The 21,093-nt window shown below is 44.9% G+C and carries 24 protein-coding genes, 1 pseudogene and 1 other annotated feature; of the genes and pseudogenes, 20 read left to right on the forward strand and 5 right to left on the reverse strand.

Annotated features, from left to right (window positions below):
* The first annotated feature begins 20 nt into the window (after positions 1–20).
* Genes B5E64_RS13705 through B5E64_RS18485 form a run of 3 tightly spaced genes read left to right on the forward strand, consistent with a single transcriptional unit; the run spans position 21 to position 2,178 of the window.
* Positions 21–893, forward strand: a complete 873-nt coding sequence (locus B5E64_RS13705) for a DegV family protein (protein WP_087169030.1) — start codon at positions 21–23, stop codon at positions 891–893.
* Between the two features lie 12 nt (positions 894–905).
* Positions 906–1,637 carry an RNA-binding domain-containing protein gene (locus B5E64_RS18480; protein ID WP_242960218.1) on the forward strand — a complete coding sequence of 244 codons (732 nt, stop codon included), beginning with the start codon at positions 906–908 and terminating at the stop codon, positions 1,635–1,637.
* Positions 1,624–2,178, forward strand: coding sequence for a winged helix-turn-helix transcriptional regulator (locus B5E64_RS18485; RefSeq protein WP_242960220.1), 555 nt, complete (start codon positions 1,624–1,626; stop codon positions 2,176–2,178). The genes B5E64_RS18480 and B5E64_RS18485 overlap by 14 nt, the downstream gene beginning before the upstream one ends.
* Before the next feature lie 38 nt (positions 2,179–2,216).
* Positions 2,217–2,456 (forward strand) — a binding site (T-box leader).
* Positions 2,457–2,716: 260 nt separating this feature from the next.
* On the opposite strand, the gene B5E64_RS18205 is transcribed toward B5E64_RS18485, so the two are convergent.
* On the reverse strand, positions 2,717–2,893 hold the full coding sequence (locus B5E64_RS18205; RefSeq protein WP_204247070.1) for a hypothetical protein: 177 nt from the start codon (positions 2,891–2,893) through the stop codon (positions 2,717–2,719).
* Positions 2,894–2,947: 54 nt separating this feature from the next.
* Positions 2,948–4,096 carry a transposase gene (locus B5E64_RS13715; RefSeq protein WP_087169031.1) on the reverse strand — a complete coding sequence of 383 codons (1,149 nt, stop codon included), beginning with the start codon at positions 4,094–4,096 and terminating at the stop codon, positions 2,948–2,950.
* 172 nt (positions 4,097–4,268) lie between these two features.
* Between B5E64_RS13715 and metG the strand changes: the two genes are divergently transcribed.
* The 7 genes from metG to B5E64_RS13745 all read left to right on the forward strand — a co-directional run bounded on the left by metG (position 4,269) and on the right by B5E64_RS13745 (position 11,628).
* A complete protein-coding gene (gene metG / locus B5E64_RS13720) occupies positions 4,269–6,191 on the forward strand; it encodes a methionine--tRNA ligase (RefSeq protein WP_087169032.1) in 1,923 nt (640 codons plus the stop codon).
* Between the two features lie 102 nt (positions 6,192–6,293).
* A complete protein-coding gene (locus B5E64_RS13725) occupies positions 6,294–7,535 on the forward strand; it encodes an aminopeptidase P N-terminal domain-containing protein (RefSeq protein WP_087169033.1) in 1,242 nt (413 codons plus the stop codon).
* A gap of 71 nt (positions 7,536–7,606) precedes the next feature.
* Positions 7,607–8,596, forward strand: a complete 990-nt coding sequence (locus B5E64_RS13730) for a hypothetical protein (RefSeq protein WP_087169034.1) — start codon at positions 7,607–7,609, stop codon at positions 8,594–8,596.
* Positions 8,589–9,887, forward strand: coding sequence for a tetratricopeptide repeat protein (locus B5E64_RS18490; RefSeq protein ID WP_242960224.1), 1,299 nt, complete (start codon positions 8,589–8,591; stop codon positions 9,885–9,887). Before B5E64_RS13730 ends, B5E64_RS18490 begins: the two co-directional genes overlap by 8 nt.
* Before the next feature lie 104 nt (positions 9,888–9,991).
* The gene (locus B5E64_RS18805; protein WP_343284078.1) at positions 9,992–10,519 is read left to right on the forward strand and encodes an AAA family ATPase; all 528 of its coding nucleotides are present in this window, start codon (positions 9,992–9,994) and stop codon (positions 10,517–10,519) included.
* A 32-nt stretch (positions 10,520–10,551) separates the two neighbouring features.
* Positions 10,552–11,061 carry a PD-(D/E)XK nuclease domain-containing protein gene (locus tag B5E64_RS18810; RefSeq protein WP_343284079.1) on the forward strand — a complete coding sequence of 170 codons (510 nt, stop codon included), beginning with the start codon at positions 10,552–10,554 and terminating at the stop codon, positions 11,059–11,061.
* A 33-nt stretch (positions 11,062–11,094) separates the two neighbouring features.
* Positions 11,095–11,628, forward strand: coding sequence for a hypothetical protein (locus B5E64_RS13745; protein WP_087169035.1), 534 nt, complete (start codon positions 11,095–11,097; stop codon positions 11,626–11,628).
* 83 nt (positions 11,629–11,711) lie between these two features.
* Here the strand turns inward: B5E64_RS13745 and B5E64_RS13750 are convergent, their stop codons facing one another.
* Complete coding sequence (locus B5E64_RS13750; protein WP_087169036.1) at positions 11,712–12,005, reverse strand: hypothetical protein; 294 nt, start codon at positions 12,003–12,005, stop codon at positions 11,712–11,714.
* Between the two features lie 92 nt (positions 12,006–12,097).
* On the opposite strand from B5E64_RS13750, the gene B5E64_RS13755 reads away from it, so the two are divergent.
* From B5E64_RS13755 to B5E64_RS13775, 5 genes are all read left to right on the forward strand, one after another.
* Entirely contained in the window at positions 12,098–12,859 is a 762-nt protein-coding gene (locus B5E64_RS13755) for a TatD family hydrolase (protein WP_087169037.1), read from the forward strand.
* A 65-nt stretch (positions 12,860–12,924) separates the two neighbouring features.
* Complete coding sequence (gene rsmA / locus B5E64_RS13760; RefSeq protein ID WP_087169038.1) at positions 12,925–13,800, forward strand: 16S rRNA (adenine(1518)-N(6)/adenine(1519)-N(6))-dimethyltransferase RsmA; 876 nt, start codon at positions 12,925–12,927, stop codon at positions 13,798–13,800.
* A gap of 24 nt (positions 13,801–13,824) precedes the next feature.
* Positions 13,825–14,505 carry a TIGR00266 family protein gene (locus B5E64_RS13765; protein WP_087169039.1) on the forward strand — a complete coding sequence of 227 codons (681 nt, stop codon included), beginning with the start codon at positions 13,825–13,827 and terminating at the stop codon, positions 14,503–14,505.
* Positions 14,506–14,545: 40 nt separating this feature from the next.
* Positions 14,546–15,916 carry a citrate/2-methylcitrate synthase gene (locus tag B5E64_RS13770; RefSeq protein WP_087169040.1) on the forward strand — a complete coding sequence of 457 codons (1,371 nt, stop codon included), beginning with the start codon at positions 14,546–14,548 and terminating at the stop codon, positions 15,914–15,916.
* A gap of 7 nt (positions 15,917–15,923) precedes the next feature.
* Entirely contained in the window at positions 15,924–16,853 is a 930-nt protein-coding gene (locus tag B5E64_RS13775) for an alpha/beta hydrolase (protein WP_087169041.1), read from the forward strand.
* Positions 16,854–16,962: 109 nt separating this feature from the next.
* Here the strand turns inward: B5E64_RS13775 and B5E64_RS13780 are convergent.
* Positions 16,963–17,573: pseudogene (locus B5E64_RS13780) on the reverse strand (Bro-N domain-containing protein).
* Positions 17,574–17,622: 49 nt separating this feature from the next.
* Positions 17,623–18,495, reverse strand: a complete 873-nt coding sequence (locus B5E64_RS13785; RefSeq protein WP_087169042.1) for a class I SAM-dependent methyltransferase — start codon at positions 18,493–18,495, stop codon at positions 17,623–17,625.
* A gap of 108 nt (positions 18,496–18,603) precedes the next feature.
* On the opposite strand from B5E64_RS13785, the gene B5E64_RS13790 reads away from it, so the two are divergent.
* From B5E64_RS13790 to B5E64_RS13800, 5 genes are all read left to right on the forward strand, one after another.
* On the forward strand, positions 18,604–19,275 hold the full coding sequence (locus B5E64_RS13790) for an extracellular solute-binding protein (RefSeq protein ID WP_140398862.1): 672 nt from the start codon (positions 18,604–18,606) through the stop codon (positions 19,273–19,275).
* A gap of 144 nt (positions 19,276–19,419) precedes the next feature.
* Positions 19,420–19,674, forward strand: a complete 255-nt coding sequence (locus tag B5E64_RS18495; RefSeq protein ID WP_242960225.1) for a hypothetical protein — start codon at positions 19,420–19,422, stop codon at positions 19,672–19,674.
* Positions 19,675–19,680: 6 nt separating this feature from the next.
* The gene (locus B5E64_RS18500; protein ID WP_242960227.1) at positions 19,681–20,241 is read left to right on the forward strand and encodes a sugar ABC transporter permease; all 561 of its coding nucleotides are present in this window, start codon (positions 19,681–19,683) and stop codon (positions 20,239–20,241) included.
* 7 nt (positions 20,242–20,248) lie between these two features.
* Complete coding sequence (locus B5E64_RS18505; protein WP_242960228.1) at positions 20,249–20,488, forward strand: hypothetical protein; 240 nt, start codon at positions 20,249–20,251, stop codon at positions 20,486–20,488.
* A complete protein-coding gene (locus tag B5E64_RS13800; RefSeq protein WP_242960230.1) occupies positions 20,464–21,087 on the forward strand; it encodes a carbohydrate ABC transporter permease in 624 nt (207 codons plus the stop codon). The genes B5E64_RS18505 and B5E64_RS13800 overlap by 25 nt, the downstream gene beginning before the upstream one ends.
* Positions 21,088–21,093 lie beyond the last annotated feature (6 nt).

Here is a 21,093-nt window from a genome sequence, read left to right on the forward strand (position 1 = left end):
AATGAGGAGGCAGAACAACGATGGACTACACGATTACAACAGATTCAAATTCGGATGTGCCGGCAGAGGTTTTGAAGAAATATGGAATCCCGGTGATTCCGCAGTACTACGCATTCGGAGATGAGGTTTACGGAGACGAAAAAAACATGTCCCCGCATGAATTTTATGAGACAATGAGAAAGGGAGAACTTCCGAAATCCATGGCAAACAATCCGGCAGTCATCCGGGAAAAATTTGAGACGGTTTTAAAAGAAGAAAAAGATATTCTCCACATCGCATTTTCCAGCGCATTGAGCGGCAGCTATAACAACGTGCGCATGGTGGCAAGGGAGCTGCTCGATGAGTATCCGGACAGGAAAATCGAGATCTTTGACTCCCTGAATGCATCCCTCGGCGAAGGTCTGTCAGTGTACCGGGCGGCAGAATTAAGGGAGCAGGGGAAAGCAATGCAGGAAGTCCTGACAGTACTGAATGAAGAACGAAGCCATATCAATGTCTGGTTTACCGTGGATGATCTGCACCATCTTCAAAGAGGAGGACGTGTCTCCAAAACGACTGCGATTGTCGGCAGCATGATCAACATCAAGCCGCTTCTTCGTATAACGGCATCAGGAGAACTGAAATCCGACGGCACTGTCCGCGGGCGGAAGAAGGCGCTGAAAACACTTGTCACCAACATGGAAAAGTCGCTGGATCCGGAACATTACGGAAAAGACCGCAAAGTGGCAATCCTTCACGGAGACTGCATGGAGGATGCCCTCGCAGTGAAGAAAATGGTAAACGATCTTGGATTTGAGGATGTCGTTATCAACGATGTCAGCCCAAGCATAGGCACACACGCAGGACCGGGCGTTGTAGGACTGGTGTACTACGGAGGGAAAGTGACGGAATAAGGAGGCGAGGCTGTGGATTCAAAAGCGATTAAGGAAATACTGGACATAGGAGAAACCATCGCAGTGGAATTCAAGCGTTGTGGGAATGGTATTGAAAGCGATGTATATGAAACAGTATGCTCTTTTCTGAACCGTTTTGGAGGAGACATTTTTTTAGGCGTACTGGATGATGGAACTGTTTTAGGGGTGCCGGAAAATGCGGCAGCTGATATGGTCAGAAACTTTATAAGCTGTGTCAGCAATCCGGCGTTGTTTACACCTACAGTTTATTTGTCACCCAAAGTCCTGAAATATGAGGGCAAGACAATTATTCATATTCATGTTTTACCAAGTGCCGAGGTTCATAGTTACAAGAAAATAATTTATGACCGGATTGATGATGCGGATGTGAAAGTAACTGCAACTTCCCAAATTGCACAAATGTATATCCGTAAACAAGAGATTTTTACGGAACGAAAACTATACCCATATGTAAAGAAAGAGGATTTGCGGATTGATATGCTTCCTAAACTTCGTATTATGGCAGAAAATCAGAGTAACGGAAGCGGACATCCGTGGAGCCGTATGACAGATGATGAATTGTTGAAAAGTGCGAGATTATATTCTATTGATCGTGTAACTGGTGAGCAGGGATTCAATCTGGCAGCGGTTATGCTTCTTGGAAAAGACGATGTAATTTTAGACATTGTACCGGCCTATGTGACAGATGCGCTTTTACGCAGAGTAAACATTGATCCATCGTGAATATACAAGCTCTTATCAGGCAAAATTTGTAATAGAAAAGGAACGGATGTATGTGGAGAATGCCAATCGTGCTTCTCAAAATATTGTGATTACACCGGATAATATGGAACCAATACCCAAAAATCCAATTATCGCATCCTTTTTTAGAAATATTGGTTATGCGGATCAGCTTGGTTCTGGTGTAAGAAATTTATTTAAATATAGTAAATTTTATTCTGGAAATGATCCCGAGTTTATTGAAGGAGATATATTTAAAATTATTGTACCATTGGATGAGGGAAATAGAGAAGAACAGACCACCCAGTCAGTCACCCAAACCACCCAGTCAGTCACCCAAACCACCCAGTCTAAAGAAAATGATCCTGAAAAAAATATTATGGAACTGATAGAACAGAATCCGTTTCTTTCTCAAAAACAAATGGCTGAAAAACTGAATTTAAATAAAAATACGTTGAAGTACTATATCAAAAAAATGAAAGAAAAGGGAGTAATTGAAAGAGTAGGAACCAATCGAAAAGGGAAGTGGATTGTTAAATCTTGACTTTCAAAAATTTCTATGCTACCATTTTTACTACATAAGCAAACGCGTAGAAGAAGAGAGTACATGTTCTGGAATCTTACAGAGAATTCCCGGATGCTGAGAGGGATGGAGAAAGGAAGATGGAAGATGGCTTCAGAGCGGCATGGATGAACACGGATGACCGTGATAATTCATGATGGGTTCCGCCCGTTACAGCGGAGGGTGCCGTCCGGCACTCGCAGAGGTCTGTCCTGCGAGGGGCAGATAAACGGAAGTGGTAACGCGGATTCGCCTTCCGGGGAAATATCCCCGGAAGGCTTTTTATTTAACAGGAAACTTTGTTCCCTGTTAAATAAAAACGCTCCGCGGGATGCGCACTCGTGCGAGGCAGAAATTTGTCGCTGACGCGACCGCACTCGGCGCGAGAGTTCCGCAAGCGGAACTCTATGTTTACTTTATAGGAAATTGCGTTTCTGGAGCAGCCCAAAAAGAACGCATGTTCATCGAACGTATGTTAGATAAACATGCGTTTGGGTATGATGATAAGGCGTTGGCAAGGTCAGAAGATATAGAAACCTTCTTCGCCAAAACCATCGTCAAATGGATCATCTTCATTTAAGAAATAATCCATATCCAGAAGATCATCCTCGCTCATACGGCGAATGTCCTCGGATGTCATCCCTTCCGGCGGATTATCCATATATTTTTTTCGCAGTTTCTCTGTACTTAGATCCATATATGTAGCCCTCCTTTAAGGAGGAGTATACCACAGGAATCAGATTTGTGGAAGTTATGCAGAGGACCTCTTTCCACGAGAACGGGACATGACTTTCTCGTACATTTCTTCCAGAGAAACGCGTTTGTGATTGAAATAAAGTTCTAAAAATAGCATGGTGGTACCGCATTCGCATTTTAACGGGTCATAACCAAAGGAAGAAAGGATGGCGGTACGCCACTGGTTGAAACTCCTGTAAATGCGGTGCTTTTCCCGGGAAATGACTCTGCGGAGTTTTTTGTCAATCTCCCTGTGTCTTGCATAAATGCCGCCATAGCGGATCATCTTAAAATGTTTTTCCGGGATATGGCGGATCAGACGCTGTATAAACTCCATGACCGGGATGGTCTCTTCCACATATTGATCATCTTCATGGCGATTGTAATGGAAAGTAACAAAGTCACCATCATAGTTGTCAATGCGGGAAGTTGCGATCACCGGACGGCCGAGATAACGGCCGATATACTTGATAGCAGTTTTCGGGTCACAGGTATTGGGCTTGGCATAGACATAGAAGCCGTCTTTGTGTTCCCGGTAGCAGCGTGCCTTTACCTTTTTAAAAGAAGGGCCGATTTTAGCTTCCAATTCGTTAAGGAGCACGGTGCGGAAAGCGTTGCGCAGATAAGTATAGTTGAAATGATGGGTCTTGCGCCAGAAACCATTGTCGCTGTAACCGCCCTCAGAAATAAGACAATGGATATGAGGGTTCCATTTGAGATCCCTGCCGAAAGTATGAAGGACCATGATGAAACCGGGAGTGAAGTTCATGGATTTATTCTGCTTAAAGAACATACGGGAAACAACGCTGTTTACGGCATGGAAAAGACAGTCAAGGAGTGAGCGGTCCTTGAGGAAAAAGTCCCGGAGCTGTTCATCAATGGTAAAGACACAATGGCGGTGGGGGACATCAATAAGTTTCAAGGACATAGAGGTCGTGCGTTCCATGGCATATTTATTACCGCAAGTAGGACAGAAGCGGCTATGACAGCGGAAGGGAACGAATTTCAGTTTGCCGCAGTGAGGGCAGCCATACATGGCTCCGCCGAAGGAAGGGTCGCCGCAGTTGAGCATCTTATCGATATTTTCCATCTCAGTTTTTCTGGGATGGAGGGTATATAAAATTTCTTCATAATGGTCTTTAAAAATAGTCTGTAAAATATTCATAAGCCTATTATGCAGGAAAACAGAACAAAAAGGAACCCCCTAATTCCCCCATGAATGGGGGCTAGGGGGCTGAAGTGTCGAAGACACTTTTTTATTTTGTAGCGTTGACTGGTGGACCGTATCAACAGGTGAAGCTGATTTTAGCGTTTATTAAAAAAGGAGAGAAAAATCTATGTGCAGTAATTGTAATGAAAAAGAAAAGTATTATATCACGACTGCGATTGCCTACACATCCGGCAAACCGCATATCGGAAATACGTATGAGTTTGTGCTTGCGGACGCAATCGCAAGATACAAAAGAAGCAAGGGCTACGATGTCTATTTCCAGACCGGAACAGATGAACATGGACAGAAGATCGAGCTGAAGGCGGAGGAAGCAGGCGTGACTCCGAAGGAGTACGTGGACAAAGTAGCTGCCCAGGTGAAAGAGATCGCTGACATGATGAACACATCATACGATCATTTTATCCGTACAACGGATGACTACCATGAGAAACAGGTGCAGAAGATCTTCAAAAAGCTGTATGATCAGGGAGACATTTATAAAGGATACTATGAAGGAATGTACTGTACTCCGTGCGAATCCTTCTTTACCGAGTCCCAGCTTGTGGACGGTAAATGTCCGGACTGTGGACGTCCGTGTACACCGGCAAAAGAAGAAGCATACTTCTTCAAAATGAGCAAATATGCGGACCGCCTGATCCAGCATATCAACGAGCATCCGGAATTTATTCAGCCGGTTGCGCGGAAAAACGAGATGATGAACAATTTCCTTCTTCCGGGACTTCAGGATCTTTGTGTATCCAGGACGTCATTTAAGTGGGGAATCCCGGTAGACTTTGATCCGAAACATGTCGTTTATGTATGGCTGGATGCGCTGACCAACTACATCACCGGAATCGGATACGATGCGGACGGAAACAGCTCTGAGCTTTTCAACAAGAACTGGCCGGCAGACCTGCACCTGATCGGAAAGGATATTATCCGTTTCCATACGATTTACTGGCCGATTTTCCTGATGGCGCTGGATCTTCCGCTTCCGAAGCAGGTATTTGGTCATCCGTGGCTTCTGCAGGGAGACGGCAAGATGAGTAAATCCAAAGGAAATGTGATCTACGCGGATGAGCTTGTCAACCTGTTCGGTGTGGATGCAGTACGTTATTTTGTGCTTCACGAAATGCCGTTTGACAACGATGGTGTCATTACATGGGAACTGATGGTAGAGAGAATGAACTCTGACCTTGCCAATACATTAGGAAACCTTGTAAACAGAACAGTTTCCATGACAAATAAGTATTTTGGCGGAACAGTGACAGATAAAGGCGTGGCAGAAGAAGTAGATGCAGACCTGAAGCGTGTGACAGAAGAGACATCCGGCAAAGTGGACGCCAAGATGGAAGACCTGAGAGTAGCAGACGCCATCACAGAGATTTTCAATCTTTTCAAACGCTGCAACAAATATATCGATGAAACAATGCCATGGGCACTTGCAAAAGAAGAGGATAAGAAAGACCGTCTTGAGACAGTGCTTTACAACCTGATTACAAGCATCTCCGAAGGAGCAAAACTACTTGCACCATATATGCCGGAGACAGCCGAAAAGATCCTCGCACAGCTTGGAGACGGCCATGTGACAGACAAGCCGGAGATTCTTTTTGCAAGAAGAGATATCAAAGAAGTGATGGAAGAAGTAGAGAAACTTCATCCTGCACAGCCGGAAGAAGCACCGCAGGAAGAGGAAGGTCCGGTGATCGATATCGAGGCAAAACCGGAAATCTCCTACGATGATTTCATGAAAATGCAGTTCCAGGTAGGCGAAATCATCAAATGTGAGGAAGTTCCGAAGTCCAAAAAACTTCTCTGCTCTCAGGTGAAGATCGGAAGCCAGGTAAAACAGATCGTGTCCGGAATCAAGAAATGGTACTCACCGGAAGAGATGGTCGGAAAGAAAGTCATGGTTCTTGTCAACCTGAAACCGGCGAAGCTGGCAGGCGTGCTTTCCGAAGGAATGATTCTCTGTGCGGAAGATGAAAATGGAAACATCGTACTGATGCAGCCTGAAAAAGACGTTCCGGCAGGAGCGGAAATCTGCTAGAAATATTATAGGAAAATCATAGGAAAAAACAGTGATTCTATCGAGTGTTTGTGCTAAAATGGTACTAGACTAAAGTACAAACGAAATGGAGGGAAACGATCAATGGAACCACAATTTTACAAGGGAAACAGAGATGCGTTTATGGAGAAGCTGGAGCCGGGCAGCCTTGCCCTGTTCTTCAGCGGAAGCCCGGTCCGTAAGACGGCTGATGAGGACTATGGCTACTTCGCGAACCGGAACTTTGTTTATCTGACCGGAATGGAGCAGAAAGATACCGTCCTTATGATGGAGAAAGATGCATCAGGATACAGGGAAACCCTGTTTATTCTTCCGCCAAACCTGATTGAGGAGAGATGGACCGGAAGCAGAATGAAACCGGAAGAGATAGAAGCAGTCTCCATGATTTCCAGCTTTGCCTACAAAGAGACATTTGAAGAAGAGCTGAAAAAGGTGCTGACTTCCGGACGGATCCAGAAGGTGTATCTGGACATTGACCGGATGGAAGGACAGGTTGTTGTCAGCGCGGCAGACAGCATGGAAGCATTCCTGAAGCAGGAATATCCATCCATGCCGATCGAAAATTCCCTGCCGATCATGAAGATGCTCCGTCTCATCAAGAAACCGTGTGAGATCCGTGCGATGGAAAAAGCGCAGGAGATCACAAAAGCCGGAATTCTTGCCATGATGACACATTCCAAACCGGGTATGTATGAATACCAGTATAAGGCAGAGTATGATTATGCACTGGCACAGCACGGCGTTCTGGAGGCGGGATTCCCGTCCATTATCAGCGCTGGAAAGAATAACTTCTGCATCCATTATTATGGATACCGCGGACAGGCTATGGACGGCGATATCGTGCTCAATGATGTAGGTGTACGCTGGGACAATGAGCTGACAGACGTATCCAGAGGATGGCCTTGCAACGGAAAGTATTCCTCCAGACAGAAACTCCTCTTCGAGTGTCAGTACAAGACTTCCGAGCACATGTTCTCCATGCTGAAACCGGGCATCCCGATGAAAGAAGTGGATGCGGAGATCCGCCGCTACTGCTTCGAGCAGCTGAAAGAAGCAGGCGTATGCAAGAGCTTTGATGATATCGGAACCTATATGTGGCATGGCGGAGCGCATCATGTCGGATTTGACACCCACGATGTCGTATCCGCAAGAGACGCCATCATCCAGCCTGGCATGGTATTCTGTGTGGATATCGGAATCTACCACGAAGAATGGGGCATCGGATTCCGTCTCGAAGACAACTGCCTCATCACAGAGGACGGATGCAGAAACCTGTCAAAGGATATCCCTAGAACAGTGGAAGACATTGAAGCGGTTATGAATTAGAAAAGAAAATGAAAAAGATATGTATTTCCGGGAATACGGAGATACATATCTTTTTTAGCAAGGAGTAGAAGATGAAAGTACAGGAATTACGGCAGATTATCAGCAGCGCTGATCGAGTCCTTTTGGAAAAAGCATTTGTAGAAACCTATAAACAGCTTACAAAGAGTCAAAAAGAAGAAGCAGACGTTCTGATCCAGGCAGTATTATCCGGAGATATGGAGAAAACAAAGAAAAAGAAAGAAACAGTAAATTTTGAAGATCTGGAGAAGCAGATCTTAACATTTATCGGAAATGCAAAAGCAGGAAATTACTTTGCGCCTAACCGTGTAATTCCAAAGAGTCAGCGTCCGAAATGGAGATTTCTTGTGAAAGGTTATTTGAAAGAGCTGGAAAAAATCAAGTCGGACAGTGAATATTGTGAGAGGGCGTTGAACCTTCTGACTAAACTTTATGAGTTGATTTGCCAGGCATGTCAATACTATCTGTTTTCCACCGATGATCCGTTTCGATCTATCGGATGGCTTCAGGGAGATTTCTATCATCTGGTCGCGGCGAAGACTTTTGAAGGAGGATATACAAGAGAAAAGATTGCAAAGATGGCCGAGTTGGCATGTACAGGGGGGCTTAGCAGAATCTCTTTGCATTACGATCAGGAAATGGAATTCATCTCCCTGCTTCATACAAGTGATGTAAAAGAAATCGCAGTGGAAGAATGCAAAGAAGCGATTAGAAAGAGAAAAGAAAAACTGACAAGTATAAAAGAGGATAGTCATTTAGCTTTTTATCTCAGGGAAGACATCGATAATTTCTGCGATTTGATTTTAGCAATTTCTCTTTTGCAGGCAGAAACAGAACAAGGCGTAAAATACTATTTTAAAAATTGTATGGAATCGAGGAAAGAAATCATTCTTTACAAAGCGTTGGAAGTAGCAGATCTGACAGGTACGAATGAGCAATGGATTGAAATTTATAAATACGGGCTTGCTAAAAAGATAAAACCAAGAGAATCGTTAATCCGGGAATATCAGGATAGAATTAAGGAGAAGAAGAAAGATGAATAAGATCCTAAGAATAAAAAAATCAGATGATAAAGAAACATCGAAAAAAGAAATAGAAAAGTTCGCCAGACAGTTTGCGCTTCCGCTGCAAAAACAGGTAATAGAAGCATTTCGCCTGGCAGATGAAGAAAAATACGAGGAAGCGGCAGGACTGTGCTGCAGAATACTGGATGAGGATGATTCAAAACCGGATATTATGGAGCTGCTCGGTCAGTGTTACTTTGCACAGGGAAATATGGCAGGAGCTGCAATGGTATTCCATGAATTAGTGGAAATAAATCCGGAGAATGCGGGATATCACCGCTCCCTTGGAATGGCTTATCATGGAATGGGTGAATTTGAGGAAGCGGTAAAGCAGTTTAAAGCAGCCGGACCGCCGGAACAATATAACCCCTTCTATTATACAAGTTACGGTGACTGCCTTCAGAAAATCGGGAAAGAAAAAGAAAGCCGGGAAATGTTCGGAATGGAGCTGGATAGATATGTAGAAACAGGAGAAATTCCACTGGCTGAATTGCTGGATGCTGTATTCCAGAATGTGCTCTATCTGGACATTTCCCTGACAAATGGGAAATATAAAGAAGATCTGGAACTGTATCTGCATTTCTTGAGCCGGATTGAGATGACGGAAAAGATGCAGGAAAACCTGGCTTCCACGGTTGTTTATTTATCCACACAGATGCGTAATAAATGGTATCGGCCGCTTTTCCGTGAACTGATTGATTATATCAGCAGGAAAAATTATCTGAGAACAGAGGGAACAAAAGAAACATTGAAATCAGCCTTTATCATATGGGAATCGTATCGTTTCCATGACGACAGAAAAGTCAGCAAAATTATGGATACAGGTCTGAATGCTATTTATAATATCCGCTATACGCTTAAAGATATACCGTGGATGGAAGACAGAGAAGATATACAAAGAGATGCACTTATTTCGGAGTGGAATCTGTGCCGATATGTGCCGGGACATCTGGAAGAAATAAAGTACATTCAGGAAAACTATCCATATAACTATGAGTGCAGCCGGAAATTTCTGGAAAGGGTAAAGCATGATCCGGAACAAACAGCAAAAGAAGTACTGGAAGAATTACAGAAATTATCCGGGCATCAAACCCTTCATGAATGGAAAGTGTTTCTTGAAGACGAATATAGTCAGATGAATGCAGAAGGCAGGGCAGAAGTTTTGGTAGATGGCTGGGAACCATACAGACGGAAAGGGGTAAAAGTAGGACGAAATGATCCGTGTCCATGCGGAAGCGGTAAGAAATATAAGAAGTGCTGCGGAAAATAAGGTGATGTCATCTAAAATAGAAAAATATATGTTTTCTACTGGCAGTCAGGTCACTGACTTGGTAAAATGGCAGTATAAAAAGTATAAGGGAAGGAGAGGGCAGTATGGCTTGCTTGAATATTCCTGTCGGAGTTTCCGATTTTGCAGAGATCCGCAAGAATGGATATTATTATGTGGATAAATCCGGTTTGATTGAGGAGTTGTTGAGGACTACGGCGACAAAAGTGACATTAATTACACGTCCGCGCCGATTTGGGAAAACACTCGGAATGAATATGCTCGCTGAATTTTTTGACATCAGGAAAGACAGTCGAGCGTTATTTGAAGGATTGGAGATTGATGAGAACACGGAACTTTGCAACCGGTGGATGAATCAGTGGCCGACTATCTTTTTTTCGCTCAGAAGGGTGGATGGACTGGATTTTTCCGGAGCATATGACATGCTGTGTTCTGTTATTACCGAGTTATGTGATAGCCACCGTTATCTTCTGGACAGTGAGAAAATTTCTCCGTATGACAGAAGTGTCATCAAGAATATTTTAAATTTTGATGCCTCAGAATCAGACATAAAAAACAGCTTACTGTCACTGACACGTGCAATGCAGGCGTACTATGGAAAACAGGTTATCTAACACAAGTACGCGAGGAGGAACTTTCCGCATCTTTGCCGGAAGATGGAACTGCCCTTCAGATTCCAAATGCAGAGATCCGGGAGATTTTTCAAACTACGATAAAAAAATGGTTTGATGACAGTGCCAGAGTCTGGAACCGCAAATCACTGTTTGATGCGGTCTGGAGCGGAAATACAGAAGTCATGACGGAAGAAATGAATAAACTGCTCCGCCGGACGATCAGTTATCACGATTATAAAGAAGACTATTACCATGCATTTCTGGCGGGAATTTTTGCAGGTGCAGGGTACATTGTGGAATCCAACAAGGAGCACGGAGAAGGAAGAAGCGATGTGGTAGTGTACGATCCGGTGGAAAGCCGGGCAGCGGTTTTTGAGGCCAAGTATTCCAAGGCATTGAAGGACATGGAGACAAGCTGTGAGGAAGCGCTGATGCAGATTGACAAGCAGATGTATGCCAGAGAATACGAGGACGATTATGATCACATCTTCTGCTATGGAATATCTTTTTTTAAGAAACGCTGTCTGGTAAAGACAAAATAAGAGTTTATGTGTGAGATAAGGAGCCAATACAATATGAAATGGAAAAAAAAGAAAGGATGTCTTTTCCTTGGAAGTCTGATACTGTCTGCTGTATTAATGGCGGGATGTTCTGGACAGGATCCGGAGACAAAGCAGCTGCGTGCACTGTGTGAGGAACTGTTTTCTTTTCCGGGCGGCAGCGCCGATCAGGTGATGGCTGCGGCACAGGATGATTCTTCGGGAACGGATACAGACACGGAAGAGCAGTCGGGCGGCTTGAGCCAGACGATCGAAGACGTTTACGGAGACTATTTTACGGAATCCGGACTTCAGAATTTTTACCGGAGCGGTTTTCCGCTGAATGTGTACTATGCAGCGCAGGAAAAAGAATGTGAGATTTCTTTTGAAACAGTCCGGAAATCAGATGACGCGGGAGAGCAGGAAAATACAGAGAAATATGAGGTGGAAGTCCGTGTAAACGGCAGCACGGTCCATCAGGAAATCGATGCGGCTTTTGAAGAGGGAAAGATCGATTACTTCTATTTTGCGGATGATGAACTTTTTGCGGCGATTGATGAAGTTTCGTAAAAAGGGATCGGATAAGAAAGAAAGGGAATCGGCGCACCGGGGAGACATGCTCCCGGTGCGCCGATGCTTTTGCTGAGTAACTTTTAGCTGAGTTCTACTTTCTCTGCTTCTTCCGGCTTGAATTCATTCTTCAGGTCGTAGATGTTGTGGCCTGTGGATTCGCTTAATACGCGGCCCTCCAGAGAGTAGCAGCGGATGAAACGTCTTCCGTCTACGCTGGACCAGTGCTCTACATCCCATGTCATATATCCGTCCTCGTCGGATTTTTTTTCTTTCAGATATAAGTCAACCTGACGTCCGCCCGGAGCCATCAGCTTGATCAGCTCTTCGGTGTCGGCGGTAAGCTCGGTTTTGTTTACCTTGTCATATACCTGCATTGTAAAGTCCCTCCTATTGATATTCTATTTGAATTATAGTATGTTTTAAATTATAATACAACCATCTTGTTGGATTTTAAGGAGTGGAAACAATGATTTTTGATACACATGCGCATTATGGCGATGAGCAGTTTGACGAGGACCGGGATGAGCTTCTGGCCGGAATGGCGGACGCCGGTGTGGGAACGATCGTAGAGATCGGAGCGTCCATGCAGTCCAGCCGGGATGCAGTACGGCTGGCAGAGAAGTACCCGTTTGTCTATGCGGCTGCGGGCGTGCACCCGGACCATGTCGGGGAGTTGAACGAGGAGGCCATGGAAGAGCTGCGGCAGATGTGCCGGAAGGAAAAGGTCGTGGCGGTCGGCGAGATCGGGCTCGATTACCACTGGGATACGGAGCCGAGAGAGGTGCAGAAGCACTGGTTTATCCGGCAGCTTAATCTGGCCAGAGAGACGGGGCTTCCGGTCAATATTCACAGCCGGGATGCGGCGGAAGATACGATGGAGATCATGAAGGAGCACGCAAAGGGGCTGGGCGGCATCATTCACTGTTTTTCCTATTCCAGGGAAATGGCAAAAGAATATGTTAAGATGGGATTTTCCATCGGAGTAGGCGGAGTGGTTACGTTTAAAAACGGAAGAAAACTTAAAGAGATTGTAAAGGAGATTCCGCTGGAGAAGCTCGTACTGGAAACAGACTGTCCATATCTGGCGCCGGAACCGAACCGGGGCAGGAGAAATGACTCCCGGAATATTCACTTTGTGGCACAGCAGATTGCAGAAATCAAAGGAATTGACAAAGAAACGGTAATAAAACAGACTGAAAATAATGCAAAATTAATATACTTTTCATAATATTTTAACAATTTGCAGAAGTGAAGTATGTTATACTAAATAAAGTAGTAAAGTGAGGAAAGTTTATGACAGATCCTTTTTTAGGAAATCCGCAGAATACCATCGCGGTACTGCAGAAATATCATTTCAATTTTCAGAAAAAGTTCGGACAGAACTTTTTGATCGATACCCACGTTCTGGACAAGATTATACGCGCAGCTGAGATTACGAAAGATGACTTTGTTCTTGAAATCGGACCGGGCATCGGAACGATGACTCAGTATCTGGCGCAGGCAGCGAGAGAAGTGGTCGCTGTAGAGATCGATAAGGCTTTGATTCCCATTCTACAGGATACTCTTTCCGGATTCCCAAATGCAGAAGTGATACATGATGACATCCTTAAAGTAGATATTGCGGGCCTCGCAGAACAAAGAAACGGCGGCAGGCCGATCAAGGTAGTTGCAAACCTGCCTTATTATATTACGACTCCGATTATTATGAGTCTGTTTGAGAGTCAGGTGCCGCTGGCTTCGGTGACCGTCATGGTGCAGAAGGAAGTTGCGGAGCGGATGCAGGCCGGTCCGGGAAGCAAGGATTATGGAGCGCTTTCGCTGGCAGTTCAGTATTATGCCGAACCGTATATTGCGGCTAATGTGCCGCCGAACTGTTTCATGCCAAGGCCGAATGTGGGGTCGGCGGTGATCCGCCTGACGAGGCACGAAGTGCCGCCGGTACAGGTGGACAATGAAAAACTGATGTTCCAGATTATCCGGGCGTCTTTTAACCAGAGGAGAAAGACGTTGGTAAACGGTCTGAACAATTCGCCTGAGATCACTATTACAAAAGAGCAGATCACAGAGGCGGTGGAAAGTCTTGGAAAGGGTGCCGGTGTCAGAGGAGAGGCTCTGACATTGGAGGAGTTTGCCGGACTTGCCAATAAAATTAATGAGATGCTTGCATAAAAGCACAGAAAAGGAGGTAATGAGATGCGTTATGAGATTAAGGGAGAGACACTGCCGGTAGTAATCTGCCACCTGGAAGATGGTGAAAAGATGGTGACAGAGCGGGGCGCGATGAGCTGGATGTCACCGAATATGCGGATGGAATCCGGAGCCCGCGGAGGTATTGGAAAGGCATTTGGAAGAATGTTTTCCGGAGATTCGATTTTCCAGAATGTTTATACTGCAGAGCATGGAAACGGCATGATTGCGTTTGCATCCAGTTTTCCTGGCTCGATCAAGGCATTTGAAGTCGGCCCGGGCCAGGAGTATATTCTGCAGAAAAGCGCATTTCTTGCCTCTGAGGCTGGAGTGGAACTGAGTATCCATTTCCAGAAAAAGGTGGCTTCAGGACTTTTCGGAGGTGAAGGTTTTATCATGCAGAGAGTGTCAGGACAGGGGATCGTTTTTGCCGAGTTTGACGGACATGTGGTAGAGTACGAACTCAGGGCGGATCAGCAGATTGTCATTGATACCGGATACCTGGCTGCAATGTCGGCTTCCTGCGGAATCGAGATTCAGACCGTCCCTGGCATTAAAAATATGGTATTTGGAGGAGAAGGCCTGTTTAACACGGTGGTTACGGGACCGGGACATGTCTGGCTTCAGACGATGCCGCTGAGTAACGTGGCAGGTGTATTAAGACCGTATTTCCCATCGTCAAACTAGGACTCTGACATAAAATCAAGACGTAAAGGAGGAGCAGCTTATGGCCAAAACAGTAGACGAAGCGTTATTTGAGATTACACCGAAAATTCAGGAACTTGCCGATTTGAGTGAAAAGAACAACGCAATCGACAAAGAACTTTTTACCAAATACGAGGTAAAAAGAGGACTGCGTGATTTAAACGGAAAAGGTGTTCTTGCCGGACTTACAAATGTCTCGGATGTTCATGCAAAAGAGATTGTGGACGGAAAAGAAGTACCTTGCCCGGGAAGCCTCTACTACCGGGGATATAATATTAAAGATCTGGTGGGAGGATTTCTGGCTTCGAATCATTATGGCTTCGAGGAGATTGCATATCTGCTTCTGTTCGGAGAACTGCCGACAGAAAAGCAGCTGGAAGATTTTCATGAACTTCTGGTAGAGAGAAGAACGCTGCCGCCGAATTTCGTGCGGGACGTGATCATGAAAGCGTCAAGCCCTGATATGATGAACAGTATTTCCAGGAGCATTCTTCAGCTGTATTCTTACGATGACAAGGCGGATGATACAAGTATTCCGAATGTACTGAGACAGTGTCTCAATCTGATCAGCCAGTTCCCTATGTTGATGGTGTACGGCTATCATGCGTATAATTATAAGATGGGAGAAGATCTTTTTATCTATGCGCCGAAGCCGGAGCTTTCCACAGCGGAGAACATCCTGATGATGCTTCGGGAAGACCGGAAATATACGGATCTGGAGGCAAGAATTCTGGATATGGCACTTGTGCTTCATATGGATCATGGCGGTGGTAACAATTCTACCTTTACAACACATGTCGTTACCTCATCAGGAACAGACACCTATTCTACGATGGCAGCGGCGATGGCGTCCCTGAAAGGACCAAAACACGGCGGGGCCAATATCAAGGTTGTGCAGATGTTTGAGGACATGAAAAGCCATCTGAAAGACTGGACGGACGAGGACGAAGTAAGAGACTATCTGTCACGGCTTCTGGATAAGCAGGCCTTTGATAAAAAGGGACTGATTTACGGAATGGGACATGCAGTCTACTCGATTTCCGACCCAAGAGCAGAGATCTTCAAAGTATTTGTGGAGAAACTTGCCAAAGAAAAAGGATACGAAAAAGAGTATGCACTTTATGAACTCGTGGAGCGCCTTGGCCCGCAGATCATCGGGGAGAAGAGAAAGATCTACAAAGGTGTTAATGCCAATGTGGACTTCTACAGCGGCCTTGTATACAGTATGCTGGATCTTCCGCCTGCACTCTATACACCAATCTTTGCAGCGGCACGTATTGTCGGATGGAGCGCACATCGTCTTGAAGAATTGAAAAATGTAGATAAGATTATCCGTCCGGCTTACAAAGCACTGGCGGGACATAAGGAATATGTGAAACTGGAAGACAGGTAGGATGTGAATGAAAAGGGAAACTTTTTACTTATCCTGTGACAAAAGGACAAAGATTCATGCCGTGGCGTGGAAGCCGGAGAGCCGGAAGGTGAAAGCGGTGATCCAGATCTGCCACGGCATGGCAGAATATATTGACCGGTACGAAGAATTTGCGCTCTGGCTTTGCGGGAAGGGATATTATGTCACCGGACACGACCATCTGGGGCATGGGAAATCCATTTTTTCGGAGGAAGACTACGGCTATTTCCCGGAGAAGCAGGGAAATGAATGTGTCATTGGAGATATCCGAAAATTGTATCTGGCGACAAAGAAGAGATATCCGGACTGCCCGTATTTTATGATCGGGCATAGTATGGGATCTTTTCTACTGCGGCAGTATATCCAGAAATATGGAAGTGAACTTGATGGAGCCGTTATCATGGGGACCGGGTATCAGCCGTACCCGCTGCTTCTGGCAGGAGAGATTCTGTGCAGCCTGATCAGCAGATTTCGTGGAGACCATTATCGGAGCCGGCTGGTGGACAGCATGGCGTTTGGAAGTTATAACAAAGAATTTGAACCGGGAAAGACCGGACGGGAATGGCTTTCCGCAGATGAGGGAAATGTGACACGGTACGAAGCAGATCCACTCTGCGGTTTCCTGTTTACGGTAAGCGGTTACCGTCAGATGTTCCGCGGTATGCGGACACTGACGAAAAAAGGCGTGCAAGAGATACCGAAAGATCTGCCGGTGTTTTTTGTATCCGGGGCAAAAGATCCGGTAGGTGATTTCGGAGCCGGAGTGTGGAAAGTATACGAACAGTTCCGGAAGGCAGGAATCTCAGATACGACGATCCGGCTGTATGCGGACGATCGGCATGAAATCCTGCATGAAGAAGATCGGATGCAGATCTTTGAAGAGATTGAGAACTGGATAACAGAACGGATAATAAAATAAAGCAGAGAAAGGGAGTCTTGCTTTGCACGAAGGGTGCGTAAGCAGGGCTCCCTTTTTTGTACGATAACAGATTACTGTATGCCTATAATCGAAGAGAGCGTTGGAATGATTATTTAGTGTTTCCTTCGTTGTCAAAAACCTTTTCTGTGTGAACTGGCAGCGTGGCGGCATCCTCTACAATATCTGTGATAAGCTGTCGGAAATGATTGGCATTCTGCGAAGTGATTACCGGCTTTCCGGTTTCGGCTTCCAAAGCCTGGCGTGCAATGCCGGCTACGTTTCCTCCGCGTTTGGCTACATCCCGATGCTCAGATAGGTTTCCAGTGCACGGTCAATTGCCTGCTCTGGATCAATGGTTTCTTCGATACGTTCTGTGCCGACCATGGCAAGCCAGGCCTTGAACGGCTCGGCTTTCGGGGATGGAACAGACTGGATGATCCGCAAAAGCTGTTCAGTGTTGGCAACATCAGTTTTGTAGCGCTTGCCATCTTTGGGGGATTTCAATTTCAGTTGGTTACAATTTGTAACCGACTGATTTCCCTCATCTTTAAGTCGTTTTTTTAAGACTTTCCAATAATTATTTGGATTTGGACTGTCAGTTAAAACGGCGATTACATCCACAACGGAAAAATACCATTCTTCTTTTTCTTCGTCCCATGCGGTACGGACCTTTTTGTCCTCGAACAACTGAACCGCATCATTATTCTTCAGTTCCCTCATAATAGTTACCTCCCTATTGATAAAAAATAATTATTTTGTGTCTTCCGGCTCACTTTACTCCTCGCACAACCATGATGAGAGACACGTTTGTATCCCACTGTTTTTCGCCCTGATCGTACTGGTGGAGCCGGCGATCATATTTTTCATTGATAAGCCGTATCATTTCATCCCGTTCTTCGGGTGAGACCTGTTCAGGTATAGAATGACATACCGACTCAATAGAATCCAGTTCTGTCTGGCGGGATGCGTTAATCATATCATAAGCCAGTGAGGATGAAATATCTGGATTGTCCGGTGTCAGACTGACAGTTACAAATCCTGTGTGAATCTGTTGAAAACCATAGGATTCCATTGCAAGTGGTAATTCGGCTTCGCTCATCGGATAACGGCAGATTTCATACTGATCCTTTGTATGATCGTATTTCCCGGCTTTATCCCAGAATTTCTGTTCGCGGTCGCTATCGGAAATGACGGGTGCAGGAACCGTAATTCCTTTACGGGAGGAAAGTACGAGACAGACTCCGCCGGGTTTCAGTACCCGAAGCTGCTCCTGAAAGAATGCGGAAGGATCGATATGTTCGCTGACTGTAAAGGAGATCGTAACATCGAAGGTATTGTCCGGATAAGGGAGTTTTGCGGCATCCCCTTCAACAAATGAGATTCCCGGTTCATGCTCTCTGGCAAACTGGATAAATGCACTGTCACGATCCAGGCCGGTAATCTCAGCGTTCGGGTACCAACGGTGAAGAGCTCCTGCCAGAGCACCCGGACCGCAGCCGATTTCCAGAATTTTGAGCTGCTTGTCTTTACTCAAGTCAAACAGTGCCTGATACTGTTCTGCAAACATATCATGAAACCGTAATCTGCGGGAAAAATATAAGGTTTTTACTCCCTGTACATATTTTGACCAGATGATATTCATAATTGGCCCCCTTTCCGATTGTGTACAGAAAGTATATCATACAGAATGGACAAAATCGACAAAAAGAGAGGAGTTGAAAAGAAATTTTTGTAACAGCTTGACAAATATATACCTGGCGGAGCATGGGGAAATGTGGATGAAAACTTCCTCCCGTTCTTCTGGAGTGCAGGCGGAGAGCTGGTAGATGAAGAAGGAAATCTTTCCATCGATTCAGAAGAGGGAAGGGAAGCAGTACAGTTCTTACATGACTTGAGATTTAAGTATAATTTTGTTGATGAATCTGCAACATCAAATGATGATGCGCGTGTGGATTTTGAGGCAGGAAAAACAGGATTTATTGTACTTGCAACAAGTAACTGCCTGAATCTGGAAGGCGTGGACTGGGACTGGACCACCGCATTGGCAGGACCGGACGGTCAGGCAAAAACGTTCTTTGCAGCAGACTCTCTTGTCCTGTTTGATAAATGTGAGGATAAAGAGCTGGCGATGAAAGCAATCAAGCTTCTTTCCAGCGCGGACGTAATGTCAAAATTCCATCAGCAGATTACAGAACAGCCGCCGATTACGAAGGACGAGGAATATACCGGAGATGAGCGCTTCAAAGAACTTTATACAGTGGAGAATGATAACTTCAAGACAATCACTCCATTTAACAGCGCAGTTTCTCTGTTGACAAAGGTAAATGAAAACGTGCAGTCCATGATGATGGGCGAAATGGAACCGGAAGATGTTCTGAAGAATGCACAGGATTACTATAACGAAAATCTGGCTTCAGAATAGAGCGGTACAATCAAATATGAGATCTGGTACGGACCGGCGGAGATGCTCCACCGGTTCGTACAGAATTATTGAGGTGAGACATTTGAAAAGAAGAAGAAGGGAAATGATACAGGGATACATCTATATTCTCCCAAGTCTTTTTTTATGGTATGCTTTTGTCTGCTCCCGATCATTATGTCGACATATTTCAGCTTTACTGATTATGACATTATGACAAAAGCGGACTTTGTGGGACTTGGCAATTGTAAAAAAGTATTTTCAGACCAGTATGTACTTGATGCGCTGAAAAATACGTTTGTCTATGTGATTATCACTGTACCGATTCAGACATTTTTGGCACTGGTACTTGCAGCATTTCTGGCAGATAGAATGCAGAATATCGTCGGAAATTTTCTGTGAAGTGCCATGTTTATTCCGGTGATTGCATCTTCGGTTACGGCAGGGGCGATCTGGAGAACAATTTTTGGAACAGACGGAGGAATTATCAATACAATTCTGGAGTTTATCGGCGTTGACGGGCTGAACTGGCTCGGAAGTTCCAAAACAGCACTGATCTGTGTCTGTGTTGTAGCGATATGGAAAAATGTAGGGTATTTCCTTGTCATTTACTACGCAGGCATTATGGGGCTTTCGCCGGAACTTTATGAAGCAGCGAAAGTGGATGGTGCGACATCCATACAGTCGTTTTTTAAGATTACCATGCCTTTGCTCAAACCAATCAATTATCTGGTTATTACACTTGGAATCATCTGGTCCTTCCAGGTGTTCGATTTGTCCTACACTATGACCAATGGAGGACCGGGGCGTTCGACTGTGACACTTGTCATGGGAATTTATAATGCGGCGTTTAAAGAATACCGCATGGGATATGCCTGTGCGATGGCGATTCTGCTTTTGATTATCATTTTGATTATCAATATTGTGGAAAATACATTCTTCAAAGAAAAAAAAGAGACAGCGAGGTGATGAAAGCATGAAGAAAAACAAAGGAAAACGAATCGAACGCTGGACGCCGCTCGGAATTTTTGGACTGATCTGTGCCGTTTTCGTGACGGTGGTTGCGGTATTCCCCTTTATCTATATGTTTTTGATGTCCTTTACAGAATCAAGAACACTGCGGCTGAATCTCGCTGAAGTGGATTTTACCAATTTTGAAAACTTCATCTATATTTTCCAGAACAGCGGATTTTGCAGGCATTTGTTAACAGTGTAGTTGTAGTCGTTGCCTCCTGTGTGCTCAATGTGATAATATCCTGTATGGCAGCATATGGATTTGAGAAGAAGCTGTTTCCGGGGAGGAATTTTATTTTCCAGATTTACATGGTTTCTCTGATGATTCCGGGACAGGTGACAATGATTCCGCTGTTCGTTATTATGAGAAATTTAGGACTGCTCAATACGAGGACAGCCCTTGTGATTACCATGATCGGGGCGTTCTCGGTATTCCTTGTCAAGCAGTTTATGAATGGGGTTCCGGATGAACTGATTGAATCTGCTCAGGTGGACGGATGTCCGGAATACAGAATTTTTATCCAGATTGTGATGCCGCTTTTAAAACCGGTTGTGGTGACTTTGATTGTATTTACATTCATTTCGGCATGGAATGATTTCCTGTGGCCTCTGATTGCGGCTACAGAGACGGAGAAATATACATTGACAGTTGCTCTTTCCGTACTGAAAACGCAGTATTCAGTCAATTACGGTCTGATTATGGCGGGCTCACTGATTACATTTATTTTCCCGTTTATATTGTATATTTTCCTTCAGAAGCAGTTCGTTCAGGGAATTGCCCTTGGAGGTGTAAAAGGATAACAGGAG

The sequence above is a fragment of the Drancourtella sp. An12 genome, from assembly GCF_002160935.1.
In the GTDB taxonomy this organism is placed as follows: Bacteria; Bacillota; Clostridia; order Lachnospirales; family Lachnospiraceae; genus Sellimonas; species Sellimonas catena.